This window comes from Glycomyces niveus (assembly GCF_017592475.1).
Classification (GTDB): domain Bacteria; phylum Actinomycetota; class Actinomycetes; order Mycobacteriales; family Micromonosporaceae; genus Glycomyces; species Glycomyces niveus.
In genome coordinates this window covers 365,656-389,618 of sequence record NZ_JAGFNP010000003.1, presented here as the reverse complement: position 1 = coordinate 389,618, position 23,963 = coordinate 365,656, and the positions used below count along the sequence as shown (strand labels likewise).

Sequence of the window (23,963 nt, the reverse complement as noted above, 5' to 3'; positions counted from 1 at the left end):
CCTGCGGCTTTTGCGGCTTTCCCGATCCGGCCGTGTCCCCGCGCGTGGCGACTGTCGGCTATCGTGAACGTCCCCGCGCCGTTTCCGCCCGAGCAGAGAGTTACAGCGATGACTTATCCTCCGCCTCCTCCGGACCAGTCCGGTCAGGGCGGCTTCCAGTACGACCCGTACGGCAGCCAGCCCGGTTCCCAGCCCCAGAACCCCTCGCAGCCGCAGCAGCCCGGCTACCCGCCCCAGCAGCCCGGCTACGGCCCCGCGCCGCAGCTGCCGCCGCAGGCGCCGGGCTACCCGCCGGCGTACGGCGCGCCGGGCTACGGCCCGCAGTTGCCCAAGGGGCAGGCGATCGCTTCGATGGTGCTCGGCATCATCGCCGTCGCGGGCCTGTGCATCCCCTACGTCGGCAGCTTCGCCTCCATCGTCTGCGGCATCATCGCCGCGATCCTCGGCGGCATCTCGCTCAAGAAGATCAACGCGGGCCTGGCGGCCGGCAAGGGCCAGGCGATCACCGGCCTCGTGCTGGGCATCGTCGTCTGCGCGATCGCGGTCATCATCCTCATCGCGGTCGGCTCGATCCTCGCCACGTTCGGCACGGGCGCGGCCACGACCTACTAGGCACACGCACTTGCGGCGGCGCGGGCTCCGGCCCGCGCCGCTTCGTCGTTTCAGCGGTTCACATGGTGACGAGGCAGAACGGGTGCCCGGCCGGGTCGGCGTAGACCCGGAAGGTCTCGCCGCCGCCCTCCAGCCGCCGCGCCCCGAGCTCGAGCACCTGCTGCTCGCCCTCGTCGAGCGAGCCGACCTTGATGTCGAGGTGCATCTGCTGCGGGATCGAAGGGTCGGGCCAGGTCGAGGGCGTGTACACCTCGGCCTGCTGGAAGGCGATCCCGGGCTGGTCGGGGGCGGTGCCGATGACCACCCAGTCGCCGTCGTTCTGGACTTCGACCATGCCCAGGACCTGCCGGTAGAACGCGGAGAGCGCGTGCGGGTCGGGGCAGTCGATGATGAGGCCGTGCCATGTGCCGATCATCCCCGCAGTGTCGCACGGGGGACCGACAGGCGCTACCGGCTCAGGTCACGTCGTCGAAGCTGGCGGCGCGGTCGCGCGCGGGCTCGGCGGCCGGCTCGGCCGCGGCGTCGGACCCGTTGACCGCGGAACCGTTGGTGCCGTGGGTCTTGCGGGTGAGGCTGCCGCGGTTGACCTCGCGGCGGGTGCTCTCGATGTCGCGCGTGGCGTCCGTCAGGCCCTCCTTGAGCGGCCTGGTGCCGTCCTGGAGGTCGCGCATCGTGGACTTGAGGGGGCTCGTCAGCATCTCCTGGTCCTCTTCGGTCAGGATGTGCTTGCGGACGAAGGTCTTGGGGTTCAGGTCCTCGGGCCGGATGTCGGTGCCGATCTCGCGGCTGAGGTCCGCGGCGGCGTTCGACGCCATGTTGCGGGCCTTCGAGATGAACCGGCGGAGGTTCGCCAGCGCCTTGGGCAGCTTGTCGGGACCCCACAGGAAGATGGCGATGAGGATGATGACCAGGAACTCGGTTCCGCCAAAGCCTCCGAACACGCTGATCCTCCTACTGCCCGACTGTTGTACCTGCTGATACCTGAGAAACCTCCGCCTAGAGTACTCCCACGTCAGTCGGTGGCCGCTTCCAGCGTGACCTGCGCACTGTGCTCCTCGCCATTCCGCTCGTAGACGACGGTCACAACGGTGCCCGGCGCGAGCTTGCGGATGAGGGCGATCAGTTCGGTGTTCTCGGCCACCATGTTGCCGTTGAAGCTGGTCAGGACGTCGCCGTCCTTGAGTCCGGCGTCGGCGGCGGGGGAGCCTTCGAGGACCTTGCTGAGGGTCACCCCGATCCCCAAATCGGATTCTCCGAGCTCGGCGCCGAGCACGGTGTGGCTGGCGGTGCCGGTCGCGATGATCTCGTCGGCGATGCGCTTGGCCTGGTTGATCGGGATGGCGAAGCCGATGCCGATGTTGCCGGCCTCGCCTTCGGCGGCGGTGGAGGCGATGGCGGTGTTGATGCCGATGACCTGGCCGGCGATGTCGGTGAGCGGCCCGCCGGAGTTGCCGGGGTTGATGGCGGCGTCGGTCTGGATCGCGGCCATCACGGACTCGACCTCGCCGTTGTTGTTCTCGGTGAGGACCGGCCGGTCGATCGCGGAGACGATGCCTTCGGTGACGGTGGAGGAGAGCCCGAGGGGCGCGCCGACGGCGAGCACGGGGTCGCCGACGGCGACCTGGTCGGAGTCGGCGAGGACCATCGCGGGGTGCTCGTCGCCTTCGATGCGGAGCACGGCGACGTCGGAGTCGGGGTCGGAGCCGATGACTTCGGCGGTGGTGACGTTGCCGTCGCTGAAGAGCACCTGGAGGGTCTCGGCGGCCTCGGTGCCGCCGCCGACGACCACGTGGTGGTTGGTGAGGACGTAGCCGTCGTCGGAGACGATGAAGCCCGAGCCGTTGCCGCCGTCGGCGGTGAGCACCGTGACGACGGAGGGCATGATCTGCTCGACGACGCCGGCGACGGAGTCGACGTCGCGTTCGACCTGCGGTTCGGCGCCGAGGAAGCTGCCGTCGCCGGAGTCGGAGCGGGTGGCCCAGATGCCGATGGCCGCGCCGAGGATGCCGGCGATGAGCGCGGTGACGGCGGAGACGGCGATGACGAGGCCCAGCGCGGGCCTGGTGCGCGGTGTGCGGGCCGGGAGCGGTTCGGGTGCGGGCGAGTGGGGGACCGGCCGGGTCTCGATGACGGCGCGGCTGCCGGGGTCGCGCCACGGGTCGGACGCGGCGGCGGGGTTCCACCACGCGGACTGGTTCGCCTGCGGGGCGGCGTACGCGGGGCGGTACTCCGGGTTCGGCGCGGGCGGCTGCATCTCGGGCGCGGTCCCGTACGCGGACGCCGGGTCCTGAGGGTAGGCGGCTTGCGAAGCGGCCGGATCCTGCGCGGCCGGGTAAGCGGTTTGCGGCGCGGCCGAGTCCTGCGCGGAGGCGGGCGCGGCCGGTGCTGCCGGCACCGGGGGCTGCATGTCGGGTCGCGGCGCGGTCTCGTGCGGCGGGCTCGCGTTTGCCTCGGGGTGGTGCGGATTGCCCGGATCTGCCTGGGGCGGCTGGGTGCCGGAAGTCATGACTGAAAGTCTATGCCGGATATGCCGCTCGTTCACCTGCCCCGGCATTCCGCCCGATGACGGATGGTCCGTCCGGATGCCGCGCGGTGGCGTGCGGAGCGCACGGGAAGAGCCCGCCCCGAGAGCGTTCGAGGCGGGCTCGCAGACCGTTTGGCGGTGGGGTCGGTCGCCGGGGGTGGTTGGGAGTCTCGATTACTCGAGGGCTCCTTCGAGCTCCTTCTGCAGGGTTTGGGCTTCCTCGGGGCTCATCTCCACGACCAGCCGACCGCCGCCTTCGAGTGGCATCCGCAGGATGATGCCCCGGCCCTCTTGTGCGACTTCAAGCGGTCCGTCACCGGTCCGCGGCTTCATGGCCGCCATTTTGGTCTCCCCTCGATCCAAGGCCGCAGGTTGCGACTCGACGTTGCTAGATCAAGTTTCCCTGATGAGCAGGCCGACGGCCAACTCGCCCCTCCGAGTATGTGACAAAGTTGCGTAGAAATCAGCTGAAAAGTGCCTTTTGCGACTTGCGTGATTTTTCTTAACGGAGTGTGACCTGAGTCACTTACTCCTCAGGGTCCTGCTCGTGCTCGACGCCCAAAAGGAACGAAGTGCCCTCAAGTTCCCTTCCGTACGGCGAAACGAAGGTCGGCAGCTCCTTCGGGCCGAGCGAGCGGATGTACGACCAGAACTGGCGCACGGCCTCGGCCTTGTCGACCGCCTCGATGGGCATCGAGAGGGTCACGAGCCAGTCGCTGCGGCGCTCGGGGGTCGGCAGGGCCCGGACGAGGTTCTCCCACGCCTCCGGGTTGAGCTCGGTCCAGCCCTCCTCGGCGTCGGCCTCGGCGGAGCTCGCGGAGCCGTAGATCTGCTCGGTCTCGACCGTCTTGGCGGGCGCTTCGAGGCGGCGGCGGTACACGATCGCCGCGCCCTTCACCTCGCCGAGCGCGAACACGCCCTCCGGCCCGGCCAGGGCCACCTCGTCGCCGTCCGCGGTGCCCTCGGCGCGCGCTGAGGGCTCGACCGCTTCGACCTCGTAGGCCTGTTGCTCGGTGTACTCGTCTTCGTTCAACGCCAGCAGCCAATAACGCATGGGCATATCCCATCACGCCTCGCTGCGCGTCGCCGTCTCCCCAGGCTCCTCGCGCCCTGCCTCACTGTCGGAGGCGGCACCCTCGGGGACGGCGCTGTCGAGAGCGTCAGTGCCGAGGTCGCCCGTCGTGCCCTCGTTGGCGATCCGGAGCGCGTCGTCCTCCTCGGGGGAGAACAGCTCCCCGGTGTCCGCGGTCCCGTCGAGCCGCGTCCGCATCTCGGCGAGCAGCTCGTCGCGGCGGCCGATCTCCCACGCGAGCCGGTTCAGCGCCGCGTCCACCTGGTCGGTGCGGTAGCCGCGCATGCCGGTGTCGAACCTGACGGAGGCGACCGCCGCCTCGGTGACCGGCTCGCCCTCGCCGAGGCCGAGCGGGGGCACCGCCGGGGCGATGTCCAGAAGCGAGTCGCGGCCGGTGGCCCACACGACGATCGCGAAGGCGATCCACACGCCGATGGCGGCGACGACCAGCGGCAGCGCGAACTCCATAAGCAAGCTACCCACGGGGCTCCTCCAAGCGGTTCTAAGCGAAGAACGCGAAATAGGCGAACAGCGCCATTGTGCAGACCGCGAGGGTCACTCCCAGACGCGGGTTGTGGGGGACGACCGCCTTGATGGGCTTGCCGGTCCGGTCCAGCATGGGCAGGCGCGGCCGGTTGGCCATCCCCACCAGCACATATCCGACGAGCGTGGCGATCACCGGCAGCAGGAACGCGACCCACAGCGCGGACTCGCCCCCGCCGCCCGACGCGGCCAGGTACACGAACTGCACTGCGAGGCACGCGACCATGCACGAGCCGTACACCAGCAGTTCCCGCACCACATGGTGGGACTTCGGCAGCAGCGTCGGCCGCTGCGCGGCCCGCGTCGTCGCCGTCCGGGCCGCCTCGGCCTCCCGCAGCGCCGTCTTCGCCCGCTCCAGCACGAGGTCCGCATCGGGCTCGCCTTGCCGCCCAGGCAACTCGCCCGCAGTGTCGTCGACTTGCCGCGCCGTGAAGTCCGGCGTACTGTGCCGCAACCGCGCGCACAGCTGCGCGAGGTCGACCATCTCCTCGTCGATCCCCGACCGCACCTCCCGCAGGGCCTCGCGGCGTCGCTCCAGCGCCCGCGTCGCCTGCGCGGTGCTCGCGGTCGTGTCCGCGTCGAGCCGCGCCAGCTCGTGCACCAGGTCCTCGTATGCGCTGAGGCTCATCGCGACTCCACCTTCCCGGGGATGTCCTGGACCGGCAGGCCGTCGAGCCGGCCGGGCCGCACGTACGGCACCGCGAGCGTCTCGGTGCCCGCGTGCCGGTCGATCACCAGGCACCGGTTCGTGCGCGCCTCCCAGGTGCGCTCGTATCCGCCCGTGATCGCCGCCAGGTCGTTCCCGGCGATGTTGAGCGCCACGACCCCGGCGCAGTGCTCGCGCCCCGCCGAGCCGCCGATGTCGTCCAGGAACCGCCGCGCGCCCCGCCACCAGCCGATCACGTGCACGCCCTCGGCCGGGCCGTGCAGCAGCAGGTCCCGCAGCGCCGCGGGCTGCCCGTCGGCGCCGTCCGCGCCGAACCACACCAGGTACGTCGGCTCGCCGCGCTTCCCGCTCAGGATCGACCCCGGTGCGAGCTGCCGGCACTCGTGCCCGCCCGCCTCGAGCTCGGCCAGCACCTGCCGCGCCGTGTCCTCGACGCCCACGGCCGTCGCCACGACCTCGAACGCGACACTCCCCGGCTCATGCTGGCGCCCAAGCGAAATCGCGGCCGCCGCGACCATGTCCGCGGCCACCGCCGACGTGCCCAGCACCGCCAGGTGCCGCCCCGGGCTGCGGTCGAACTGGTAGCCCACCGACGACATGTGCACGTCCACCGCCCGCCCCAGCAGCGCCACCGGCGCATGCGTCGGCGCGAGCGCCGCGAACCGCGGATCGTCCTCCAGATGCTGCTCGTCGAACCCGCGGAACACCACCGGCTCCACGTCCGAGTCCCGCCGCTCCCACAGCTGCCGCCGCAACCCCGTCAGCAGCTCCTCCGCGCTCGACGCGTCCGGGAACCGGCAGGTCCGGTTGCGGCCCTTGATGCCTCCGGCGTCGTTGATCACCGCCTGGCCGACGCTGATCCCGTCCGCCGCGTCATTGCCCTCGTCCAGCAGGTGCTTCGCGCCCGGCAGCGCCACCCGCAGCGGGAACTGCCCGAAAATCGAGTCCTTCTTCGAGTACAGCGCCTCGATCCCCGAGATCGTCTGCGACGCCAGCACCAGGTGCACCCCGTACGAGCGGCCCTTGCGCGCCAACTCCTCCAAGTGCGCCACCGCTTCACCGGCGAGCCGGTCGTTCCCGGCGAACAGCACGTGGAACTCGTCCACCACCGCCACGATCCGCGGCAGCGGCAGATCCGGCCGCAGCTCCCGCAGCCGCGCCAGCCGCGTCGCCCCCGCGCGCTTCATCAGCCCCGCGCGCCGCGACAACTCCGCCCGCAGCGCCCCCAGCACCGCCACCCCGTACTCGCGGTCGGACTCGACCCCGACCGCCCGCACATGCGGAATCCACGACGGGTCCAGATGCGAGGGCGTGAACTCGGTGAACGAGACGCCCTCCTTGAAGTCCAGCAGGTACAGCTCCAGCTCGGCGGGGGAGTACCGCGTCGCGAGCCCGTACAGCACGTCCAGCAGGAACACCGTCTTGCCGCCGCCGGTGCGACCGCCGATGAGCCAGTGCGGCGTCGCGTCGTCGAACGCGACCTCCACATCCCCGCCCGTCGACGACCCCGCCTGGTCCCGGCCGATCACCGTCGACAAGCCGTCCCTGCTCGAAGCCGACCACAGCACCTCCGGCACCAGATCGCCCACACTGAGCTCCCCGGCCTCCTTGCGCTGCTGCGCCCGCGACCCGTACACCGCGCGAGTCAGCGCCGGCGACGGCGCCGCGTCCAACCGCACCGGCAGCGGCAGGCTCCCCAACCGCACACCGCTCTCCTTGCAGGACAAGTACGTCGCGTGCTCGATCGCGGGCAGCGCCTCCCGATGCGGCAACTGCCGCCACCCGCACAGCACCAGATGGCAACGCGCCGAAGGCCCCGCATGCGCGAGCGCCGCCAGCCGCTCCCGGACCGAATTGCCCACCTCGGGCGGCAGCCCCGCGATCACGATCAGATGGAACGGCCGGTCCGCGATCGACTGGCCCCGCGCGGCGATGTCGCGCAGCTCCGTGAGCCGCTTCTCCGCGGCCGTGAGGACCCGCGCGAGCGCGAGGTGGTCCGTGGCCACCGGACCGGCGATCCCCGCGTCCACGAGCGCCGTGGCGGGCGCGAACACCTGCCCGAGGGTCACGCCGTCGACCAGGCTCAACTCGAGGTTCGGGTGCGCGGCGACGTTCCGCAGCAGCAGCGACTGCAGCATGCCGGCCACGCGCGGGTCGGCGGCGTCCCCGTCGCACACCAAGTGGCCCTTGCCGAGCAGCCCGGCGAGCGCCGGGAACGCGGGCGCGTCGTCGATCTCGGCCGTGCCGATCCGCACCGCCTCAGTGGACGGCGCGTCCGTCCACAACGGCGTGCCCGGCGCGATCGCGGCCAGCTCGTCCCCGAGCCAGCCCGTCGCCGCGGTCGCGGCGACCCCGCGCAGCCGCTCTGCGAGCTCTGCGCGCCGCGCCTCGACTCCCGTTGCGGCCAAACGCGAAGCATCCTGCCGAAGCAGATCCTCGGCCTGGTCGGCGGCGCCGGCGGCGTCGCGCAGACGCGCGGCCGCCCGCTCCAATTCGGTCCGCCAAGTCAAAGCGCCTCCCGGGGTGTAGCAACGGTCTCACCATACCGGGGAGGCGTGTTCTAGTGGGTGAACAGCCCCAGCGCCAGATCCGCGAGCAGACCCGGGTCCTCGGCCCCGCACAGCTCACGCGCCGAGTGCATCGACAGGATCGGCAAGCCCACGTCCACGGTCAGGATGCCCAGCTGCGTGCCCGAGATCGGGCCGATCGTCGTCCCGCCCGGGATGTCGTTGCGGTTCACGTACGTCTGCCACGGAATCCCGGCCTTCTCGGCCGAGCGCCGGAACAGCGCCTGCTCCTCCGCGCCGCTCGCATACCGCTGGTTCGCGCTCACCTTGATCATCGGACCGCCGCCGGGGATCGGCCGGTGGCCCGGCTCGTGCTTCTCGGGGTAGTTCGGGTGCACCGCGTTGCCGGTGTCGGAGGACATCATGGCGCTGGCGGCGATCGTGCGGGCGTAAGCCTCGAAGTCGTCGGCCAGGAGCCGGCGGAGCACGGTTTCCAGGAACGGGCTCTGCGCGCCCGAGTAGGTCATGGAGCCGACCTCCTCGTAATTGAACGAGGCGAGGACCGGGACGTTCGCGCCGGTGTCCTCGGCGGCGATGAGGGCCGCGATCCCGGCGTGCGTGCTGGTGAGGTTGTCGAGCCGCCAGGCCGCGAACAGCTCCTCGTCCTTGCCGAGGTAGGCGGGTTCGTCGAGCGCGACGGTGAAGAGGTCGTGGCCGAAGACGTCGTTCGCGTCCACTCCGGCTTCGGCGGCGATGAACTCGAGGAACTCGCCGTCGCGGGGCTGCCCGAGGCCCCAGATGGGGGTGAGCTGCGATTGGGCGTTGAGCTTCTGGCCCTCGTTCACGCCCCGGTCGAGGTGGATGGCGAGGCGCGGCACCCGCAGGAGCGGGCGGTCGACGTGGACGAGGACTTCGCGGCCGTCGCGCATGACGAGGCGCCCGGCGACGGAGAGGTCGCGGTCGAGCCAGGTCTGGTGGGGCACGCCGCCGTAGACCTCGACGGCGATCTGCTTCCAGCCGGCGCTGCCGGTGTCGGGGCGGGGCTTGACCTTGAAGGCGGGGGTGTCAGTGTGGGCGCCGAAGATTCGGAAGCCGTCGATGTCGGGGTCGTTCACGCGCCACGCGATGATCGAGCCGTCGCGCACGGTGTAGTAGCCGCCCACTTCCAGCTGCCATTCGCCGGTCTCGTCCAGTCGTTCGAACCCGGCCGCCTCGAGCCTGCGGCCCGCCTCGGCGCACGCGTGGTACGGGGTGGGGCTGGCTTTGATGTACGCGGCGAGGTCGTCGGTGTGCGACCGGTCGAAGCGGGGCATCGGGTGGCTCCTTCTGGTGGCGGGTGGCCGTGGCGGCTGTCAGCATAGACGGATGCGAGCGTTGAAACTGGGCCGACGGGTGTTCGATGAGGGCGACTACGCGGTGATGGCGATCGTCAACCGCACGCCTGACTCCTTCTACGACTCGGGGGCGACCTTCGCGTTCGAGGCGGCGGTGGCCGCGGTGGACAACGCGGTCGCGCACGGGGCCGACATCGTCGACATCGGCGGAGTGAAGGCCGGCGACGGCCCCGAGGTGTCAGCGGCCGAGGAGATCGAGCGTGTGGTGCCGTTCATCGCGGCGGTCCACGACAGGCACCCCGACCTGGTCATCTCCGTGGACACGTGGCGCGGCGAGGTGGCCCGGGAGGCGGTCGCGGCCGGGGCGGAGCTCATCAACGACACGTGGGCGGGCTGGGACCCGAGCGTGATCGAGGTCGCCGCGGACACCGGCGCGGGATTCGTCGTCTCGCACACCGGCGGCCTGGAGCCGCGCACGGTGGCCGCGAAGGCGGTCTACGAGGACGTGGTCGCCGAGGTCCGCGCCGAGCTCGTGGCGCGAGCCGAGGCGGCGGTGGCGGCCGGGGTGCGCGCGGACGGCATCCTCATCGACCCGACGCACGACTTCGGCAAGACCACGTACCACTCGCTCGACCTCACCCGCCGCCTCGACGAGCTCGCGGCGACCGGCTGGCCGGTGTTGGTGGCCTTGTCCCGCAAGGACTTCGTCGGGGAGACCCTGGACCTGCCGGTGGATCGGCGGCTGAACGGGACCCTCGCGGCGACGGCGATCTCGGCGTGGAACGGCGCGCGCGTCTTCCGTGCCCATGATGTGGCCGCGACGCGGGAGGTCCTCGACATGGTCGCCGCCATCAAGGGCGACAAGCCGCCGAAGGCCCCGCACCGCAGCCTGTGACGGCGGCTAGCGGCTGCGCCGCATGTGGTCGACGGCCTCGTCGAGGTCGTCGGTCATCATGAGCAGGTCCACGTCGGCCGGACTGATCTTGCCCTCGTTGAGCATCGATTCGCGGATCCAGTCGTAGAGCCCGCCCCAGTAGCGCGAGCCGATGAGCGCGATCGGGAACTTGCCGACCTTCCCGGTCTGCACCAGCGTCAACGCCTCGAACAGCTCGTCCATGGTCCCGAAGCCGCCCGGGAGCGCGCAGAACCCGGACGAGTACTTGAGGAACATGACCTTGCGGACGAAGAAGTACTTGAACTCGAGCTCGATGTGCACGAACTCGTTGATGCCCTGCTCGAACGGCAGCTCGATGCCGAGCCCGACCGATTTCACGCCCGCCTCGACGGCGCCGCGGTTCGCGGCCTCCATCGCGCCGGGGCCGCCCCCGGTGATGACGGAGAAGCCGGCCTCGCCGAGCTTGCGCCCCAGGTCGACGCCGAGCTTGTACTCCTCGGAGTCGACCGGGGTGCGGGCCGAGCCGTAGACGCAGATCGCTTCGCCGAGGTCGGCGGCCTCCATCGCCTCGAAGCCTTCGACGAACTCGGCTTGGAACTTCATGACCCGCCAGGCGGCGCGCTGCTTCCACTCCTCGCGGTGTGCGTCGTCGAGGACCTTCTCGTCGGCGGTCACTCGGCGGTCGGCGGTCATGATTCCTCCACATAGGCTCGCAGGGCATCCGCGCAGGCGCGGATGCGCGGGATCTCGACGCGTTCGTCCTGCTTGTGGGCGAGGTTGGGATCGCCCGGCCCGTAGTTCACGGCGGGGATGCCCAGTGTCGCGAAGCGGGCCACGTCGGTCCAGCCGAGTTTCGCACGGAACTCGCCTCCGGCGGCGGCGACGAACTCGGCGGCCTCGGGCCTGTCGAGCCCGGGGCGGCAGGAGGGGGCGGTGTCGGAGACGTGCACGTCGAATCCGGAGAAGACCTCGCGGACGTGGGCTTCGGCGGCGGCCTCGTCGCGGTCGGGGGCGAACCGGAAGTTCACGTCGACCCAGGCCTCGTCGGGGATCACGTTCCCGGCGACGCCGCCGCCGATGAAGACCGCGTTCAGGCCCTCCCGGTAGGTGCAGCCGTCGACCTCGACCTCGCGCGCCTCGTATGCGTTCAGCCGCTCCAGGACGGGCGCGATCTTGTGGATCGCGTTCTCGCCCTTCCACGACCGCGCCGAGTGCGCCCGCTTCCCGCTGGTCTTCACCCGCACCCGCATGGTGCCCTGGCAGCCGGCCTCGACGAGCCCGTACGTGGGCTCGAGGAGGATCGCGAAGTCGGCGGCGAGGAGTTCGGGGCGGGTCTGGGAGAGCTTGTTGAGCCCGTTGTGCTCGGCCTCGACCTCTTCGCGGTCGTAGAACGCGAAGCTCAGGTCGAACTTCGGGTTCGGCACGGTGGCCGCGATCCACAGGGCGAGCGCCGTGCCCGACTTCATGTCGGAGGTGCCCAGGCCCCACAGCACGTCGCCGTCGAGGCGGGTGGGGAAGTTGTCGTTGACCGGGACCGTGTCGAGGTGCCCCGCGAGCATGACGCGCCGCCCCCGGCCCAGTTCGGTGCGGGCCACGAGCGTGTTCCCGACCCGCTCGACCGTCAAGTGTCCCAAGCGCTTGAGGGCCGCCTCGACCTCGTCGCAGATCTCCGCCTCGTTCCAGGACACGGACGGGATGTCGCACAGGGCCCTGGTCAGCGCGACCGGGTCGGCGAGGACTGCCTCACTCAAAACTGTCACATCCGCAGACCTTACTCGCCGCGTCGATAGGCTTTTCGCATGAGTGATTTCCTGACTGAAGGTGCATGGGGCGTCGGGGTGGCCACGGTCGCCGCTGACGGCACGGTCCTCGACGTGTGGTTCACCCGCCTCGGCCTCGGCGAGGCCCCCACGGGGATCGGGACGCCGGACCTCGAGCGGGCCAACCCGACCGGCACGACCTCGAAGGGCGTGTCGATCACCGTCAAGTCCCTCGCGGAGGCCCCGGAGGACACGGCTGACGTGTACCTGCGGCTGCACCTGCTCTCGCACCGCTTCGTCATCCCGCACTCGATCAACCTCGAGGGCATCTTCGGCCTGCTGCCGAACAACGCGTGGACGAACTTCGGCCCCGTCCCGGCCGACGCGGTCAACGCCGCCCGCCTCGAGCTGCGCGGCCAGGGCCAGCAGCTCGAGGTCAAGTCCCTCGACAAGTTCCCGCCGATGGCCGACTACGTGACGCCGTCGGGCGTGCGCATCGCCGACGCCTCCCGTGTGCGCCTCGGCGCGCACCTCGCCGAGGGCACCACGGTCATGCACGAGGGCTTCGTGAACTTCAACGCCGGGACCCTCGGCAACTCGATGGTCGAGGGCCGCATCTCCGCGGGCGTGCTCGTGGGCGACGGCTCGGACATCGGCGGCGGCTCCTCGATCATGGGGACGCTCTCGGGCGGCGGCAAGGAGGTCATCTCGATCGGCGAGCGCTGCCTCCTCGGCGCGAACGCCGGCATCGGGATCTCCTTGGGCGACAATTGCGTCGTGGCCGCCGGCTGCTACGTGACCGCCGGGTCGAAGGTCACCACCCCGGACGGCGACGTGGTCAAGGCCGCGACCCTCTCGGGCAAGGACAACCTGCAGTTCTGGACGAACACGCAGACCGGCAAACTCGAGGTGCGCCCGCGCACCGGCACCTGGGGCGAGCTGAACGCAGCCCTGCACAGCGCCCAGTAGACCCGTCAGCGCGAAGGCCCCGGCTCCGGCCGGGGCCTCTTGTATTCCCAGGGTGTAGTACCCGAGTGCTACACGCCTTTCCCAGGTTCATCCCGAAGAGCGAGGTGCGCCCCCGGTTCCTTGCATAGCCTGGTCCACATGGACAGAGTTGGAGAGTTCGGCGGCGCCAATCCCACTACGTCGGGGTTCGTGGTCGTGACGACCGAGAAGGCGCCGGGCTACGAGGTGCTCGACACCCACGGCGAGGTATTCGGCCTCACGGTGCGGTCCCGGAACTTCATCTCCGACTTCGGCTCGGGCGTCAAGTCGCTGCTCGGAGGCGAGCTGAAGGGGCTGACCAAGGCCCTCGCCGCGTCGCGCGAGGAAGCCCTCACGCGCATGGTCGACCAGGCGAAGGCCCTGGGCGCCAACGGGGTCGTGATGATGCGCTTCGACGTCTCCGATGCCCGCGACATGGGAACCGAAGTGTGCGCCTACGGCACCGCCGTCACCGTCCGCAAGCTTTGATCCGGAAACTGGGGAAATAAGAGCGGCGGCCCTCAACACCCGGGGGCCGTCGCTCAAAAACTCCGTGTCATACCCCTGTGTCAGGTTTGTTGTCGGGGCGCTGCGAATGCCCGTTTTGAAGGCTAGCGCCGGAAGACTCTCGTTTCCGAATCCAGGCTCAGCGCCTAGACCGGGCTCAGCCCCAGCTGCTTGCCCGCCAGCGACACCTTCCGCACCGCCAGCTGGTCGGCGATCGCGCGGATCGCCCGCGACGCCTCGCAGTCGGGGTCGGAGATCACCAGCGGCACGCCGGCGTCGCCGCCTTCGCGCAGCTTCGGGTCGAGCGGGATCTGGCCGAGCAGCGGCACGTCCGCGCCCACGTCCCGGGTCAGCGCCTCCGCGACGGTCTTGCCGCCGCCGGAGCCGAACGGCTCGATGTGCGACCCGTCGGGCAGCTCCATCCACGACATGTTCTCCACCACACCGGCGAGCTTCTGGTGGGTCTGCGTGACGATCGCGCCCGCCCGCTCGGCGACCTCGGCCGCCGCCTGCTGCGGCGTGGTCACGACGACGAGCTCCGCGGTCGGGAGCAGCTGCGCGACCGAGATCGCGATGTCGCCCGTCCCGGGCGGCAGGTCGAGCAGGAGCACGTCGAGCTCGCCCCAGTACACGTCGGCGAGGAACTGCTGGAGCGCGCGGTGGAGCATGGGCCCGCGCCACACCACGGCCGTGTTGCCGGGGGTGAACATCCCGATGGAGATGACCTTCATCCCGTGCGCCTGCGGCGGCATGATCATGTCCTCGACCTGCGTGGGCGCGCCCTCGACGCCGAGCATCCGCGGGATCGAGTGCCCGTAGATGTCCGCGTCGGCGATGCCGACCGAGAGGCCCTTCTGTGCCAGGGCAGCGGCGAGGTTCACGGTCATCGACGACTTGCCGACGCCGCCTTTGCCGGAGGCGATGGCGAACACGCGCGTGCGCGACTCGGGCAGGTTGAACGGGATCACCGGCTCGGTGCCCGCGCGGCCGCCGCGCAGTTTCGTCTGCAGGTCGGCGCGCTGCTGCTCGCTCATGACGCCGAACTCGAGCTCGAGTTCGGTGACGCCTTCGACGCCGTCGACGGCGCCGGCGATGTCGCGCTGGAGCGTGTCGCGCATCGGGCAGCCCGCGACGGTGAGGAGGATTTTGAGGGACAGGCGACCGCCGTCGACCTCGACGGTGTCGACCATGCCCAGCTCGGTGATCGGGCGGCGGATCTCGGGGTCGTTGACGTGCGAGAGCGCTTCGTGCACGGCCTCGACGACGGCAGCGTTGTCAGACATGACTCAATCGTAACGACGCGATTCGCTGCGGCAATGTGAGCGTCGCCTTACCGCCCGGAGCCCGCGATCGCACCGGCCGCTCCTTGCGGCGTGCCGCGCTATAACTGGCCCATGCTTCCTTTCGCGATCTACGACGTGTTCTCCGACCGCGCCTACGCGGGCAACCAGCTCGCCGTCGTCTTCGACGGCCAGGCCCTCACCACCGCGCAGATGCAGGCGATCGCCCTCGAGTTCAACTTCTCCGAGACCGTGTTCGTGCTCCCGGCCGCCGCCCCCGGCGCGGACTATCTCGCGCGGATCTTCACCCCTGCGGAGGAACTGCCGTTCGCCGGGCACCCCACGATCGGGGCGGCCATCGCCGCCGTCGCCTCCGGCCGCGTGGAGCCGGACGGCGGCACAATGGTCCAGGAGTGCGGCGCGGGGCTCATGACCGTCGCCGTCGACGGCGGCACCGCGAAGCTCACCTCCACCGCGATCAGCGTCGGCCTCGAACTCGACCCCGTGACGGCCGCCGCCGCGATCGGCCTCGACCCCGCCAAGATCATCGGCACCCCCAAGAACGCCAGCGCCGGCCTCGACCACAACTTCGTGCGCCTCGCCGACGAGGACGTGCCCGCGGCCGCCGATGTGCCCGGGCACCTGGAGAAGGTCTACCTCTTCAGCTTCGACGAGGACTCGAACGCGGTGCACGCGCGCCTCTTCCACCGCGGCGTCGGCGAGGACCCGGCGACCGGTTCGGCGGCCGTGGCGCTCGGCGTGCACCTGGTCGACCAGGGGCTCATCAGCGGCGACGGCGTGCACGCGTACGAGATCGCACAGGGCGCCGAGATCGGGCGCCCCTCGACGCTGCACGGCGAGGTCGTGGTCGAGAACGGTGCGGCCGTCTCGGTCTCGGTCGCTGGCGCGGCCGTGAAGACCGCCGAGGGCACCCTCGTCACGCTGCCCTAACCGGAGAATTCGCGGGCGCCGTAGCGTTCGGCCGCAAGGCCATCGGGCCAGGCGGCCGAACGCAGCTCGGTCGTCCACAGGTGGCGCGGCCAGCGGCCCTTGCGCAGCAGCGCGGCCACGAACCGGTCGGGTTCGGGCAGGCTCCCCCACACCGACGGCAGGAACGTGGCGCGCCGGCCCCCTTTGTCCTTGAGGGTCAGGCCGTCCTGGCCGGGCCGGAGGTGGTCGAGCAGGGAGGTGAAGGCGCGCACGGCGATCGGCTCGGACGGGGACAGGACCGTGACGGTGACCTGAAGGGATTCGACTTCGGCTTCCTCGACGGGCGGCAGGCGCGGGTCGCGGGCGGCGAGCCGAGCGTTGCGCACCACGTCGATGCCCAAGGGCCGCAAGGCCGTCAAGGTCCCGATGCAGCCGCGCAGGCGGCCGTCCCGTTCGAGGGTCACGAAGGTCGCCTCGCGCTTCGCGAGCGCGGCGGCATGTGCCGGAGCCTTCGGTTCGGCGCCGATGAGGGTGGCGGTCCCGGGCGGCCTGCGCGCGAACGAGGTCGCGACCGCGCTGCGCGCCAGCGCGGTCAGCACCGGACCGAGGCCGGACTCGGGGTGCGGGTCCATCCCTCGATGGTGCCACGGGCCGCCCGCGGCGCTGACACGTTCGGGTGACACGGGGGCGGCGGGGGCCGTGTCTTGTCGGACCCGGGTGCGAGGGTGGGCTGTATCTTCCCCTCTCGTGGTGGGTGGGGGCTTGTGGACGGCCTGATGGCGGAGCCTCCGCGAGCGTGCCGGTTCGGCATGGTTCGGCCTGCCGGTCATCTGTTTGATAACGGTGCCGTGAGAGACTGCGGGGCATGAGTGAACCGCGCACGAGCGCCGACGCATTCGATTCCTCCTTCGACACCGACGATGCCTACGCCACGGTCGACCGGGGCGGCCTCGCCGACGTGATCGACCTCCCGTCGACGGGCGGGGGGCAGGTGACGCAGGCGTCACGCGGGCGGCTGCAGGAACTCGACTCGCTCGCCGGGAAGATCGCGCTGGTCACCGGGGCGGGCGCGGCGGACGGCATCGGGTTCGCCATCGCGACGCGGCTGCGCCTGGCGGGCGCGGCGGTCGCGATCGTCTCCACCACCAAGCGGATTCACGAACGCGCCGAGGAGATCGGCGCGATCGGGTTCGTCGCCGACCTCGCCGACGAGGCGGAGGTGGGCGGTCTCGCCGACGCGGTCGCCGAGGCGATCGGGGAGGTCGACATCCTCGTCAACAACGCGGGCCTGACCTCGAAGACCGATCCGGCCGTGGTGAAGCCGGTCGCGCAGCTGTCCTATGCGGACTGGCAGACGGAGCTGACCCGCAACCTCGACACGGCGTTCCTGGTCTCGCGCGCGTTCGTGCAGTCGATGGCCGAGCGCGGCTGGGGCCGGATCGTGAACGTCGCGGCCACCACCGGCGTCGTGAACGCCGTTCCGGCCGAGGCCGCCTACGCCGCAGCGAAAGCCGGCGTCACCGGCCTCACCAAGGCGCTCGCGACCGAGGTCGTCGCGGACGGCGTCACGGTGAACGCGATCGCGCCGGGCCTCATCCGCACCGGCTCCTCGACCGTGCCCGAGCTCCAGAAGGGCCTCGACGGCCCGATGGGCCGCCCCGGCACCCCCGAGGAGGTCGCGGCCGCGGCCGTGTTCTTCTGCGCGCCTTCGGCTTCGTACATCACCGGGCAGACGCTCGTGGTCGACGGCGGCAAATCCCTGCGCGCCTGAACCATCACATGACGGCCGATCGTCCGCAACCTGCGCGGGCCGCGGTCGTTACCCTTGCGTGAACACGATTGCGGCAACGGCGGTCCGGACGGCCGGTACGGAGGAAGCGCGGATGGACGAGGCTTTCGGCGAGAGCGGCCGCGAGGCCCGGGGTCGCGCCGTCACCGGGCTCGTCCTGCTCCTGGGCGGCCTGGTCGGACTGGCCGCCGCGTTCGACCTCACCTACGAGCGCATAGCCTCGCTCATCGACCCCGGGCACGCCATCTCCTGCGACTTCAACCCGGTGCTGTCGTGCGGCACCGTGATGAACACCTGGCAGGCCTCGGTGTTCGGATTCCCGAACCCGATGATCGGGCTCGTCGCGTTCCCGTTCGTGGTCTTCATGGGCGCGCTGTGGCTGTCGAAGGTCTCGCTGCCGCGCTGGATCGCGCTGGCGTTCAACGTCGGTACGCTCGGCGGGCTCGTGTTCGTGTCGTGGCTGATCTACCAGTCGGTGTACCGGATCGGGGTGCTCTGCCCCTGGTGCATGGCGGTGTGGGCCGTGGTCCTGCCGATCTTCTGGTTCACCACGGTGCGCAACCTGCGCACCGGCGCGATCCCGGTCGGCGAGGACTGGCGCGACGCCGTCGACGACCTGCTCCGCTACCACTGGATCGGCCTGACCCTCCTGTACGCCGCCGTGATCATGATCGTCGGCACCGGCTTCTGGGACTACTGGTCGACCCTGTTCTAGGCAATGGGAAAGGCCCCGGGCGGAAGCCCGGGGCCTGCTTCCGTCTTTAACCCAGCCGCAGCCCGGTCGGCTCCAGCCAGCCGCCCTCGGAGAGGTACTCGAGCACCTGCTCCACGCCTTCCCCGACGGTGATCTCGCTCGTGTCGATCGTCAGCTCCGCGGCGGGCGGCTCCTCGTACGGGTCCGAGATGCCCGTGAACTCCGGGATCTGGCCCGAGCGCGCCTTCGCGTACAGCCCCTTGCGGTCCCGCGCCTCGCACACCTCGAGCGGCGTGGCGACGTGGACGAGCACGAAGTCCGCGCCCGCCGCCTCGGCCATGCGCCGCGCCTCGGCCCGGTCCGCCTCGTACGGCGCGATCGGGGCGGCCATGCCGATCCCGCCGTGTCGCGCCACCTCGGCCGCCACGAACCCGATGCGGCGGATGTTCACCGACCGGTCCGCGCGCGAGAACCCGAGCCCGCTCGACAGCAGCCGGCGCACCACGTCGCCGTCGAACAGCGACACCGTGCGCGTCCCGTCCTCCAGCAGCGCCTCGTAGACGCCCCGCGAGATCGTGGACTTGCCCGAACCCGAAAGGCCCGTGAAGAACAGGACGAGACCGCGCTGGCGGCGCGGCGGCCGCGCCTTGCGCAGTTCGGCGGCGACGCTCGGCGGCGTGTGCCATTCGGGGAGCCCGAACCCGCGGTCGAGCATGTCGGCGATCTCGGCGTCGCTCAAGGCGTTGCGCCGGAAGGGCGGCTCGATGTCCTCGATGGGCCGCCACTGGCCGTCGCGCGTGTCGTACGCCAGCTCGCGCGGGACCATCGACCGCACGCCGTCGCCGCCGCCGAGCCCGTCCCGGCCGGTCATGATGTGGGTCGCGCCGTACGCGGCCGCGACCTTCGCGGTCAGCAGGCCGTCGCGGAGCTTGTCGCCGCGCTTCGACAGCGGCACGGTCAGCACCGTGGCCGTCGGCAGCCGGTCCTTCGCGGCCAGCACCGAGCGCACCAGCGCCGCCGTGGGCAGCCGCAGCTCCCGGCCGCCGTTGGTCTCGTCGCCGGTGGGGATCATGACGAGCACGTGTGCGGCCAGGTTGTGCGCCGCGCGCGCCAGCTGCGCCAGCTGCGGGCGGTGCAGCGGCTGGTCCGCCACGAGCGCGAGCACCCGCGGCTTCGTGTAGGTCGTCTTCGCCTGCTCGGGCGTCGCCCGCAGGCCCGTGAACACCCCGTGCGCGGCGTCGGCGATGCGCCGCACCGGCCCGCCCACGCGCACCATGTCCGGCCCGAGCGCGTCCAGGCTGTGGCACTCGACCGCGGCGACCGGCGCCCCCTCCGGGTCAGTGATGCGAAGCACACGCCGCTTCGGGTCGGGGTTGTCGAGGAGCTGCGCGGTCGCGATCGGCACGTCCAGCGTCACCGGGACCGGCCACGCCGTCCCGTCCGGGAGCACCCCGGTCCGCGTCACCGCCCGCGCCTCCGCGTCGCCCATGAACCCGCGCAGCGGCGCATAAGCGCCGTACAGCAGCAGTTCAAGGTCGGCGAGTTCGTGCGGCAAGGGGGTGTGGCTCGGCGCCTCGGCGAGGATCTCATCGGGCAGTACCCAGTCAGACATCGGCGGTCGGGATCCCTTCGCAGTGCTACGGGCAGGGGCGGCATCGGATTCGGTCGCACCAGCGTAAGCCACGAGGCCGTCACTCTGCTCACCCGCGCCAGGCGCTTATGAACCGGATCGTCCCGCATGGCGGACTGAGAAAGTGGCGCGGCCATTACCGGTAAGTTACGCTGACAGCGCTTTACCTAGACCCTGCAGCAGCGTCTAGGAGCACTAGTGCAGGACCGCGGACAAGGACGTCGGCGCGGCCAACCCCTTGGGTTTGCCCAGACCACCAGTGGAGACCTCCATGGACTACTTCGACTCCTCCAGCGGAACCGACGACAAGCAGCTCCGCCGCGACATCCGCCGGCTCGGCAACCTCCTCGGCCAGGCACTCGTCCGCCAAGAGGGTCCCCAGCTGCTCGAGCTCGTCGAAGAGGTCCGCGGCCTGGTGCGCCACCAGCCCGAGGCCGTCGCCTCCCGCCTCGCCAAGCTCGACGTGAACGAAGAGGTCGACCTCGCCCGCGCGTTCGCCACCTACTTCCACCTCGCCAACATCACCGAGCAGGTCCACCGCGCCCGCGACATGCGGCGCTCCCGCGCCGAGAACGGCGGCTGGCTCGCCCAGGCCCGCGCCGAGATCACCGCCGAGGACGTCCCGGCCGACCAGATCGCGGCCGCCGCCGAACGCCTCGAAGTGCGCCCCGTCTTCACCGCCCACCCCACCGAGGCCGCGCGCCGCTCCATCCTCATGAAACTCCGCGGCATCGCCGACCTCCTCGACGCCGAGACCGCCGAGCGCGCCGTCCTCGGCTCCGCCGACGTCGACGCCGTCAACTCCCGCCTCGCCGAGATCATCGACCTCCTCTGGCAGACCGACGAACTCCGCGTCGAGAAGCCCGAGCCCACCGACGAGGCCCGCAACGCCATCTACTACCTCACCGACCTCTACCGGGACGCGGCCGCGCGGGTCCTCACCGACCTCAACGCCACCCTCACCGACCTCGGCGGCTCCCCCCGCCCCGGCTCCGCGCCCCTCAAGTTCGGCACCTGGATCGGCGGCGACCGCGACGGCAACCCCTTCGTCACCCCCGAAGTGACCAAGCAGGTCCTCCTCATGCAGCACGAGCACGGCATCGCCGCCGCCGAAGGCGCGGTCGCCGGGCTCATCAACGAGCTCTCCGTCTCCCAGACCGTGCGCCCCGCCTCGCAGGAACTCCTCGACTCGGTCGCCGCCGACTTCAAGGTCCTCGACAACATCCCCGAGCGGTACAAGCGCATCTACGCCGAAGAGCCCTACCGGCTCAAGGCCCGCGCCATCGAGGCCAAGCTCGGCAACACCCGCGCCCGCCACGCCGAAGGCCTCCCGCACCGCGCCGGCTTCGACTACGCCGACGGCCGCGAACTCCTCGCCGACCTCCAGGTCATGCGCGACTCCCTCGCCCGCCAGCGCGGCCAGCTCCCCGCCAAGGGCGTCCTCGACCGCGTCATCCGCACCGTCGGGGCCTTCGGCCTCCAGCTCGCCACCATGGACGTGCGCGAGCACTCCGAGGCCCACCACGCCGTCCTCGGCGAGCTCTACGACGCCACAGGCGAACTCGACAAGCCGTACGCCGACCTCACCGCCGCCGAGCGCGACGCGCTCCTGGAGAAGGAGCTCTCGGGGCAGCGCCCCCTCGCGCCCGCGAACGTAGAACTCGCCGAGCGCAACCGCAAGACCTTCAACGTCTTCCACGCGATCCGCGACGCCCAGGTCCAGTTCGGCCAGGCCATCGTCGAGTCCTACATCATCTCGATGACCCACGACCCGGCCGACGTCCTCGCCCCCGCGATCCTGGCCCGCGACGCCGGCCTCATCGACGTCGCCCGCGGCCGCGCCGACATCGGCTTCGTCCCGCTCATGGAGGAGGTCGAAGACCTCGCGGGGGCCGACACCCTCCTCGACCGGCTCCTCAGCCTCCCCGCCTACCGCGCGATCGTCGCCGCCCGCGGCGACGTCCAGGAGGTCATGCTCGGCTACTCCGACTCCAACAAGGACGCCGGCATCACCGCCAGCCAGTGGAACATCCAGAGCGCCCAGCGGCAGTTGCGCGACGTCGCCCACAAGCACGGCGTGCGCCTGCGCCTCTTCCACGGCCGCGGCGGCACCATCGGCCGCGGCGGCGGCCCCACCCACGAGGCGATCCTGGCCCAGCCGTCGGGCACGCTCGACGGGGCCATCAAGATCACCGAGCAGGGCGAGGTGCTCTCGGACAAGTACACGCTGCCGGCGCTGGCCCGCGAGAACCTCGAGCTCACGGTGGCGGCGTCGCTGAAGGCGACGCTGCTGCACACCGAGCCGCGCCACCAGCCGGACGTGCTGGGCCGCTGGTTCGGCGTGATGGACCAGACCTCGGAGGCCTCGAAGTCGGTGTACCGGGAGCTGACCGGGCAGCCGGGCCTGGCCGACTACTTCTGGGCCGTGAGCCCCACGGAGCTCTTGGGCGCGTTGAACATCGGTTCGCGCCCGTCGAAGCGCCCGAACACGGACGCGGGCCTCGGCGGCCTGCGCGCGATCCCGTGGGTGTTCGGCTGGACGCAGTCGCGCCAGATCGTGCCGGGCTGGTACGGCGTGGGCTCAGGGCTCGCGGCCGCCCGCGAGGCGGGCCTGGGCGACGACATCGCCGAGATGTACGAGAAGTGGCACTTCTTCCGCAACTTCGTCTCCAATGTGGAGATGACCCTCGCGAAAACCGACCTGTCGATCGCGGGCCAGTACGTCTCGACGCTGGTCCCCGCCGAGCTGCAGCCGATCTTCGACGTGATCAAGGCCGAGCACGCGCGGACCGTGGCCGAGGTCCTGGCCCTCACCGGCGGCGAGAAGCTGCTCGACGCGAACCCGCAGCTGTCGCGCACCCTCGAGGTCCGCGACCGCTACCTCGCGCCGCTCCACCACCTGCAGATCTCGCTGCTCAAGCGCTACCGATCCGAGGGCGGGGCCGACGGCGACGTCGACCCGCAGCTCAAGCGCGCCCTGCTGATCACGGTCAACGGCATCGCCGCGGGCCTGCGCAACACGGGCTGATCCGGACTCGGGAACGGCCGCAGCGGCTTTGCCGCTGCGGCCGTTTTTTGTCTGCGCCCTCCTCAAACTTGACAACACATTGTCAATATGACAAGCTGTTGTCAAACGAACGAAGGGAAGCACCGCGATGACGCAGTACGTGCACATGGCCGTCTACGACACCCTGGCCGACTGGGAGGTCGGCTACGCGACGGCCCACATCAACGGCGCCGACTGGCAGCGCGAGCCCGGCCGGTACGAGATCCGCACCGTCGGAGAGACGCTCGCACCCGTCAGGACCAAGGGCGGCATGGCGATCACGCCCGACCTCGCGCTGGACGGACTCCGCGTCGAGGACAGCGCGATGCTGCTCCTGCCCGGCGCGGACACCTGGCTCACCGGCGGCAACGCGGCCTTCGCCAAGCAGGCCCGGCGGTTCCTCGACGCCGGCGTCCCGGTCGCGGCCATCTGCGGGGCGACCGGCGGGCTCGCCGCCGAAGGCCTGCTCGACGACCGGCGGCACACCAGCAACGCGCCCGAATTCGTGCAGGCCTTCGGGTCCAAGGGCGCCGACCTCTACTGCGACGTCCCGGCGGTCACCGACCGCGGGCTCACCACCGCCTCGGGCACGAAGCCGGTGGACTTCGCCCGCGAAGTGCTCGCCGTCCTCGACCTGTACACGCCCGAGGTGCTGGCCTCCTGGTACAAGCTCTACGGCCTCGGCGACCCGGCCGGGTACTTCGAACTGGTCGGCGAGGCGGCATGAGCGACCGGCAGGAGCTGCTGTCGGGCATGGCGGTCACGGTGTTCAAGCTCAACGGCCAGTTCCTCCACGTCGCGGAGGGACTGGCCAGGCCGGTCGGCCTGACCGCGGCGCACTGGCAGGTCCTCGGGGCGGTCACGCGAACGCCGCTGCCGGTCGCGGGCATCGCGCGCGAGATGGGCATCACCCGCCAGGCCGTGCAGCGCATCGCCGACCTCCTGGCCGAGAGCGGCATGGTCGAGTACCTTCCCAATCCCGCCCACCGGCGCGCCAAGCTCGTCACGGCGACCGTGCAGGGACGGGAAGCGGTGCGGCGCATCGGGCCCGCCCACGCCGCTTACGCGGACCGACTCTGCGAGGCGCTGGGTGACGACCGCGCCGCCGCCGTCCACCGCCTGCTGCGGGAGCTGTCGGACACCCTCGAGCGCTTGGCGGCGGAGGAGGACGGCCGCTGATGGTAGG

Annotated in this window: 24 protein-coding genes; 10 read left to right on the top strand and 14 right to left on the bottom strand. The window is 71.1% G+C overall.

Annotated elements, in window-relative coordinates:
• The first annotated feature begins 108 nt into the window (after positions 1-108).
• The gene (locus J5V16_RS07605) at positions 109-612 is read left to right on the top strand and encodes a DUF4190 domain-containing protein (RefSeq protein WP_208495471.1); all 504 of its coding nucleotides are present in this window, start codon (positions 109-111) and stop codon (positions 610-612) included.
• 58 nt (positions 613-670) lie between these two features.
• Here the strand turns inward: J5V16_RS07605 and J5V16_RS07600 are convergent, their stop codons facing one another.
• The 9 genes from J5V16_RS07600 to J5V16_RS07560 form a co-directional block, all read right to left on the bottom strand.
• On the bottom strand, positions 671-1,027 hold the full coding sequence (locus tag J5V16_RS07600; RefSeq protein WP_208495470.1) for a VOC family protein: 357 nt from the start codon (positions 1,025-1,027) through the stop codon (positions 671-673).
• 40 nt (positions 1,028-1,067) lie between these two features.
• On the bottom strand, positions 1,068-1,553 hold the full coding sequence (locus tag J5V16_RS07595; protein ID WP_208495469.1) for a Sec-independent protein translocase family protein: 486 nt from the start codon (positions 1,551-1,553) through the stop codon (positions 1,068-1,070).
• Positions 1,554-1,624: 71 nt separating this feature from the next.
• Positions 1,625-3,118 (bottom strand): S1C family serine protease, encoded by a 1,494-nt coding sequence (locus J5V16_RS07590; protein WP_208495468.1) that lies wholly within the window; start codon positions 3,116-3,118, stop codon positions 1,625-1,627.
• A gap of 192 nt (positions 3,119-3,310) precedes the next feature.
• Positions 3,311-3,478: a DUF3117 domain-containing protein gene (locus J5V16_RS07585; RefSeq protein ID WP_208495467.1), complete on the bottom strand. Its 168-nt coding sequence runs from the start codon at positions 3,476-3,478 to the stop codon at positions 3,311-3,313.
• Between the two features lie 184 nt (positions 3,479-3,662).
• Positions 3,663-4,190 (bottom strand): hypothetical protein, encoded by a 528-nt coding sequence (locus J5V16_RS07580; RefSeq protein ID WP_208495666.1) that lies wholly within the window; start codon positions 4,188-4,190, stop codon positions 3,663-3,665.
• A gap of 12 nt (positions 4,191-4,202) precedes the next feature.
• A complete protein-coding gene (locus tag J5V16_RS07575; RefSeq protein WP_208495466.1) occupies positions 4,203-4,691 on the bottom strand; it encodes a DivIVA domain-containing protein in 489 nt (162 codons plus the stop codon).
• 19 nt (positions 4,692-4,710) lie between these two features.
• On the bottom strand, positions 4,711-5,379 hold the full coding sequence (locus J5V16_RS07570) for a hypothetical protein (protein WP_208495465.1): 669 nt from the start codon (positions 5,377-5,379) through the stop codon (positions 4,711-4,713).
• A complete protein-coding gene (locus J5V16_RS07565; RefSeq protein WP_208495464.1) occupies positions 5,376-7,826 on the bottom strand; it encodes an FtsK/SpoIIIE domain-containing protein in 2,451 nt (816 codons plus the stop codon). Before J5V16_RS07565 ends, J5V16_RS07570 begins: the two co-directional genes overlap by 4 nt.
• A gap of 152 nt (positions 7,827-7,978) precedes the next feature.
• On the bottom strand, positions 7,979-9,238 hold the full coding sequence (locus tag J5V16_RS07560; protein ID WP_208495463.1) for a M18 family aminopeptidase: 1,260 nt from the start codon (positions 9,236-9,238) through the stop codon (positions 7,979-7,981).
• A 52-nt stretch (positions 9,239-9,290) separates the two neighbouring features.
• Between J5V16_RS07560 and folP the strand changes: the two genes are divergently transcribed.
• Positions 9,291-10,154: a dihydropteroate synthase gene (folP, locus tag J5V16_RS07555; RefSeq protein WP_208495462.1), complete on the top strand. Its 864-nt coding sequence runs from the start codon at positions 9,291-9,293 to the stop codon at positions 10,152-10,154.
• A gap of 6 nt (positions 10,155-10,160) precedes the next feature.
• Here folP and J5V16_RS07550 read toward each other — a convergent pair whose 3' ends face one another.
• A complete protein-coding gene (locus J5V16_RS07550; protein ID WP_208495461.1) occupies positions 10,161-10,847 on the bottom strand; it encodes an LOG family protein in 687 nt (228 codons plus the stop codon).
• Positions 10,844-11,914 (bottom strand): succinyl-diaminopimelate desuccinylase, encoded by a 1,071-nt coding sequence (gene dapE / locus J5V16_RS07545; RefSeq protein ID WP_208495460.1) that lies wholly within the window; start codon positions 11,912-11,914, stop codon positions 10,844-10,846. The genes J5V16_RS07550 and dapE overlap by 4 nt, the downstream gene beginning before the upstream one ends.
• A gap of 39 nt (positions 11,915-11,953) precedes the next feature.
• On the opposite strand from dapE, the gene J5V16_RS07540 reads away from it, so the two are divergent.
• Positions 11,954-12,883, top strand: coding sequence for a DapH/DapD/GlmU-related protein (locus tag J5V16_RS07540; protein ID WP_208495459.1), 930 nt, complete (start codon positions 11,954-11,956; stop codon positions 12,881-12,883).
• 138 nt (positions 12,884-13,021) lie between these two features.
• Positions 13,022-13,390 carry a YbjQ family protein gene (locus tag J5V16_RS07535; protein ID WP_208495458.1) on the top strand — a complete coding sequence of 123 codons (369 nt, stop codon included), beginning with the start codon at positions 13,022-13,024 and terminating at the stop codon, positions 13,388-13,390.
• 164 nt (positions 13,391-13,554) lie between these two features.
• Here the strand turns inward: J5V16_RS07535 and J5V16_RS07530 are convergent, their stop codons facing one another.
• Positions 13,555-14,691, bottom strand: a complete 1,137-nt coding sequence (locus tag J5V16_RS07530) for an Mrp/NBP35 family ATP-binding protein (RefSeq protein ID WP_208495457.1) — start codon at positions 14,689-14,691, stop codon at positions 13,555-13,557.
• Positions 14,692-14,802: 111 nt separating this feature from the next.
• Here J5V16_RS07530 and J5V16_RS07525 point away from each other — a divergent pair, with 111 nt between their 5' ends.
• On the top strand, positions 14,803-15,639 hold the full coding sequence (locus J5V16_RS07525) for a PhzF family phenazine biosynthesis protein (RefSeq protein WP_208495456.1): 837 nt from the start codon (positions 14,803-14,805) through the stop codon (positions 15,637-15,639).
• Here J5V16_RS07525 and amrA read toward each other — a convergent pair.
• Complete coding sequence (gene amrA, locus J5V16_RS07520; RefSeq protein ID WP_208495455.1) at positions 15,636-16,250, bottom strand: AmmeMemoRadiSam system protein A; 615 nt, start codon at positions 16,248-16,250, stop codon at positions 15,636-15,638. The genes J5V16_RS07525 and amrA overlap by 4 nt on opposite strands.
• A 233-nt stretch (positions 16,251-16,483) precedes the next feature.
• Between amrA and J5V16_RS07515 the strand changes: the two genes are divergently transcribed.
• Together J5V16_RS07515 and J5V16_RS07510 are read left to right on the top strand one after the other, a co-directional pair.
• On the top strand, positions 16,484-17,389 hold the full coding sequence (locus J5V16_RS07515) for an SDR family NAD(P)-dependent oxidoreductase (protein WP_208495454.1): 906 nt from the start codon (positions 16,484-16,486) through the stop codon (positions 17,387-17,389).
• Positions 17,390-17,501: 112 nt separating this feature from the next.
• Entirely contained in the window at positions 17,502-18,122 is a 621-nt protein-coding gene (locus J5V16_RS07510) for a vitamin K epoxide reductase family protein (protein WP_208495453.1), read from the top strand.
• Positions 18,123-18,168: 46 nt separating this feature from the next.
• Here the strand turns inward: J5V16_RS07510 and cysC are convergent, their stop codons facing one another.
• The gene (gene cysC, locus J5V16_RS07505; protein ID WP_208495452.1) at positions 18,169-19,713 is read right to left on the bottom strand and encodes an adenylyl-sulfate kinase; all 1,545 of its coding nucleotides are present in this window, start codon (positions 19,711-19,713) and stop codon (positions 18,169-18,171) included.
• Positions 19,714-20,002: 289 nt separating this feature from the next.
• Between cysC and ppc the strand changes: the two genes are divergently transcribed.
• The 3 genes from ppc (at position 20,003) to J5V16_RS07490 (ending at position 23,956) form a co-directional block, all read left to right on the top strand.
• The gene (gene ppc / locus J5V16_RS07500; RefSeq protein WP_208495451.1) at positions 20,003-22,759 is read left to right on the top strand and encodes a phosphoenolpyruvate carboxylase; all 2,757 of its coding nucleotides are present in this window, start codon (positions 20,003-20,005) and stop codon (positions 22,757-22,759) included.
• Positions 22,760-22,886: 127 nt separating this feature from the next.
• Positions 22,887-23,504 carry a DJ-1/PfpI family protein gene (locus J5V16_RS07495; RefSeq protein ID WP_208495450.1) on the top strand — a complete coding sequence of 206 codons (618 nt, stop codon included), beginning with the start codon at positions 22,887-22,889 and terminating at the stop codon, positions 23,502-23,504.
• Positions 23,501-23,956, top strand: coding sequence for a MarR family winged helix-turn-helix transcriptional regulator (locus tag J5V16_RS07490; protein WP_208495449.1), 456 nt, complete (start codon positions 23,501-23,503; stop codon positions 23,954-23,956). Before J5V16_RS07495 ends, J5V16_RS07490 begins: the two co-directional genes overlap by 4 nt.
• The last annotated feature ends 7 nt before the right edge of the window (positions 23,957-23,963 follow it).

Excerpts from the sequence above, each read along its gene's own strand:
- J5V16_RS07605 (WP_208495471.1), top strand. The coding sequence starts at position 109 with ATGACTTATCCTCCGCCTCCTCCGGACCAGTCCGGTCAGGGCGGCTTC.
- J5V16_RS07600 (WP_208495470.1), bottom strand. The coding sequence starts at position 1,027 with ATGATCGGCACATGGCACGGCCTCATCATCGACTGCCCCGACCCGCAC.
- J5V16_RS07590 (WP_208495468.1), bottom strand. The coding sequence starts at position 3,118 with ATGACTTCCGGCACCCAGCCGCCCCAGGCAGATCCGGGCAATCCGCAC.
- J5V16_RS07585 (WP_208495467.1), bottom strand. The coding sequence starts at position 3,478 with ATGGCGGCCATGAAGCCGCGGACCGGTGACGGACCGCTTGAAGTCGCA.
- J5V16_RS07580 (WP_208495666.1), bottom strand. The coding sequence starts at position 4,190 with ATGCGTTATTGGCTGCTGGCGTTGAACGAAGACGAGTACACCGAGCAA.
- J5V16_RS07570 (WP_208495465.1), bottom strand. The coding sequence starts at position 5,379 with ATGAGCCTCAGCGCATACGAGGACCTGGTGCACGAGCTGGCGCGGCTC.
- J5V16_RS07560 (WP_208495463.1), bottom strand. The coding sequence starts at position 9,238 with ATGCCCCGCTTCGACCGGTCGCACACCGACGACCTCGCCGCGTACATC.
- folP (WP_208495462.1), top strand. The coding sequence starts at position 9,291 with ATGCGAGCGTTGAAACTGGGCCGACGGGTGTTCGATGAGGGCGACTAC.
- J5V16_RS07550 (WP_208495461.1), bottom strand. The coding sequence starts at position 10,847 with ATGACCGCCGACCGCCGAGTGACCGCCGACGAGAAGGTCCTCGACGAC.
- J5V16_RS07540 (WP_208495459.1), top strand. The coding sequence starts at position 11,954 with ATGAGTGATTTCCTGACTGAAGGTGCATGGGGCGTCGGGGTGGCCACG.
- J5V16_RS07535 (WP_208495458.1), top strand. The coding sequence starts at position 13,022 with ATGGACAGAGTTGGAGAGTTCGGCGGCGCCAATCCCACTACGTCGGGG.
- J5V16_RS07530 (WP_208495457.1), bottom strand. The coding sequence starts at position 14,691 with ATGTCTGACAACGCTGCCGTCGTCGAGGCCGTGCACGAAGCGCTCTCG.
- J5V16_RS07525 (WP_208495456.1), top strand. The coding sequence starts at position 14,803 with ATGCTTCCTTTCGCGATCTACGACGTGTTCTCCGACCGCGCCTACGCG.
- amrA (WP_208495455.1), bottom strand. The coding sequence starts at position 16,250 with ATGGACCCGCACCCCGAGTCCGGCCTCGGTCCGGTGCTGACCGCGCTG.
- J5V16_RS07515 (WP_208495454.1), top strand. The coding sequence starts at position 16,484 with ATGAGTGAACCGCGCACGAGCGCCGACGCATTCGATTCCTCCTTCGAC.
- J5V16_RS07510 (WP_208495453.1), top strand. The coding sequence starts at position 17,502 with ATGGACGAGGCTTTCGGCGAGAGCGGCCGCGAGGCCCGGGGTCGCGCC.
- cysC (WP_208495452.1), bottom strand. The coding sequence starts at position 19,713 with ATGTCTGACTGGGTACTGCCCGATGAGATCCTCGCCGAGGCGCCGAGC.
- ppc (WP_208495451.1), top strand. The coding sequence starts at position 20,003 with ATGGACTACTTCGACTCCTCCAGCGGAACCGACGACAAGCAGCTCCGC.
- J5V16_RS07495 (WP_208495450.1), top strand. The coding sequence starts at position 22,887 with ATGACGCAGTACGTGCACATGGCCGTCTACGACACCCTGGCCGACTGG.
- J5V16_RS07490 (WP_208495449.1), top strand. The coding sequence starts at position 23,501 with ATGAGCGACCGGCAGGAGCTGCTGTCGGGCATGGCGGTCACGGTGTTC.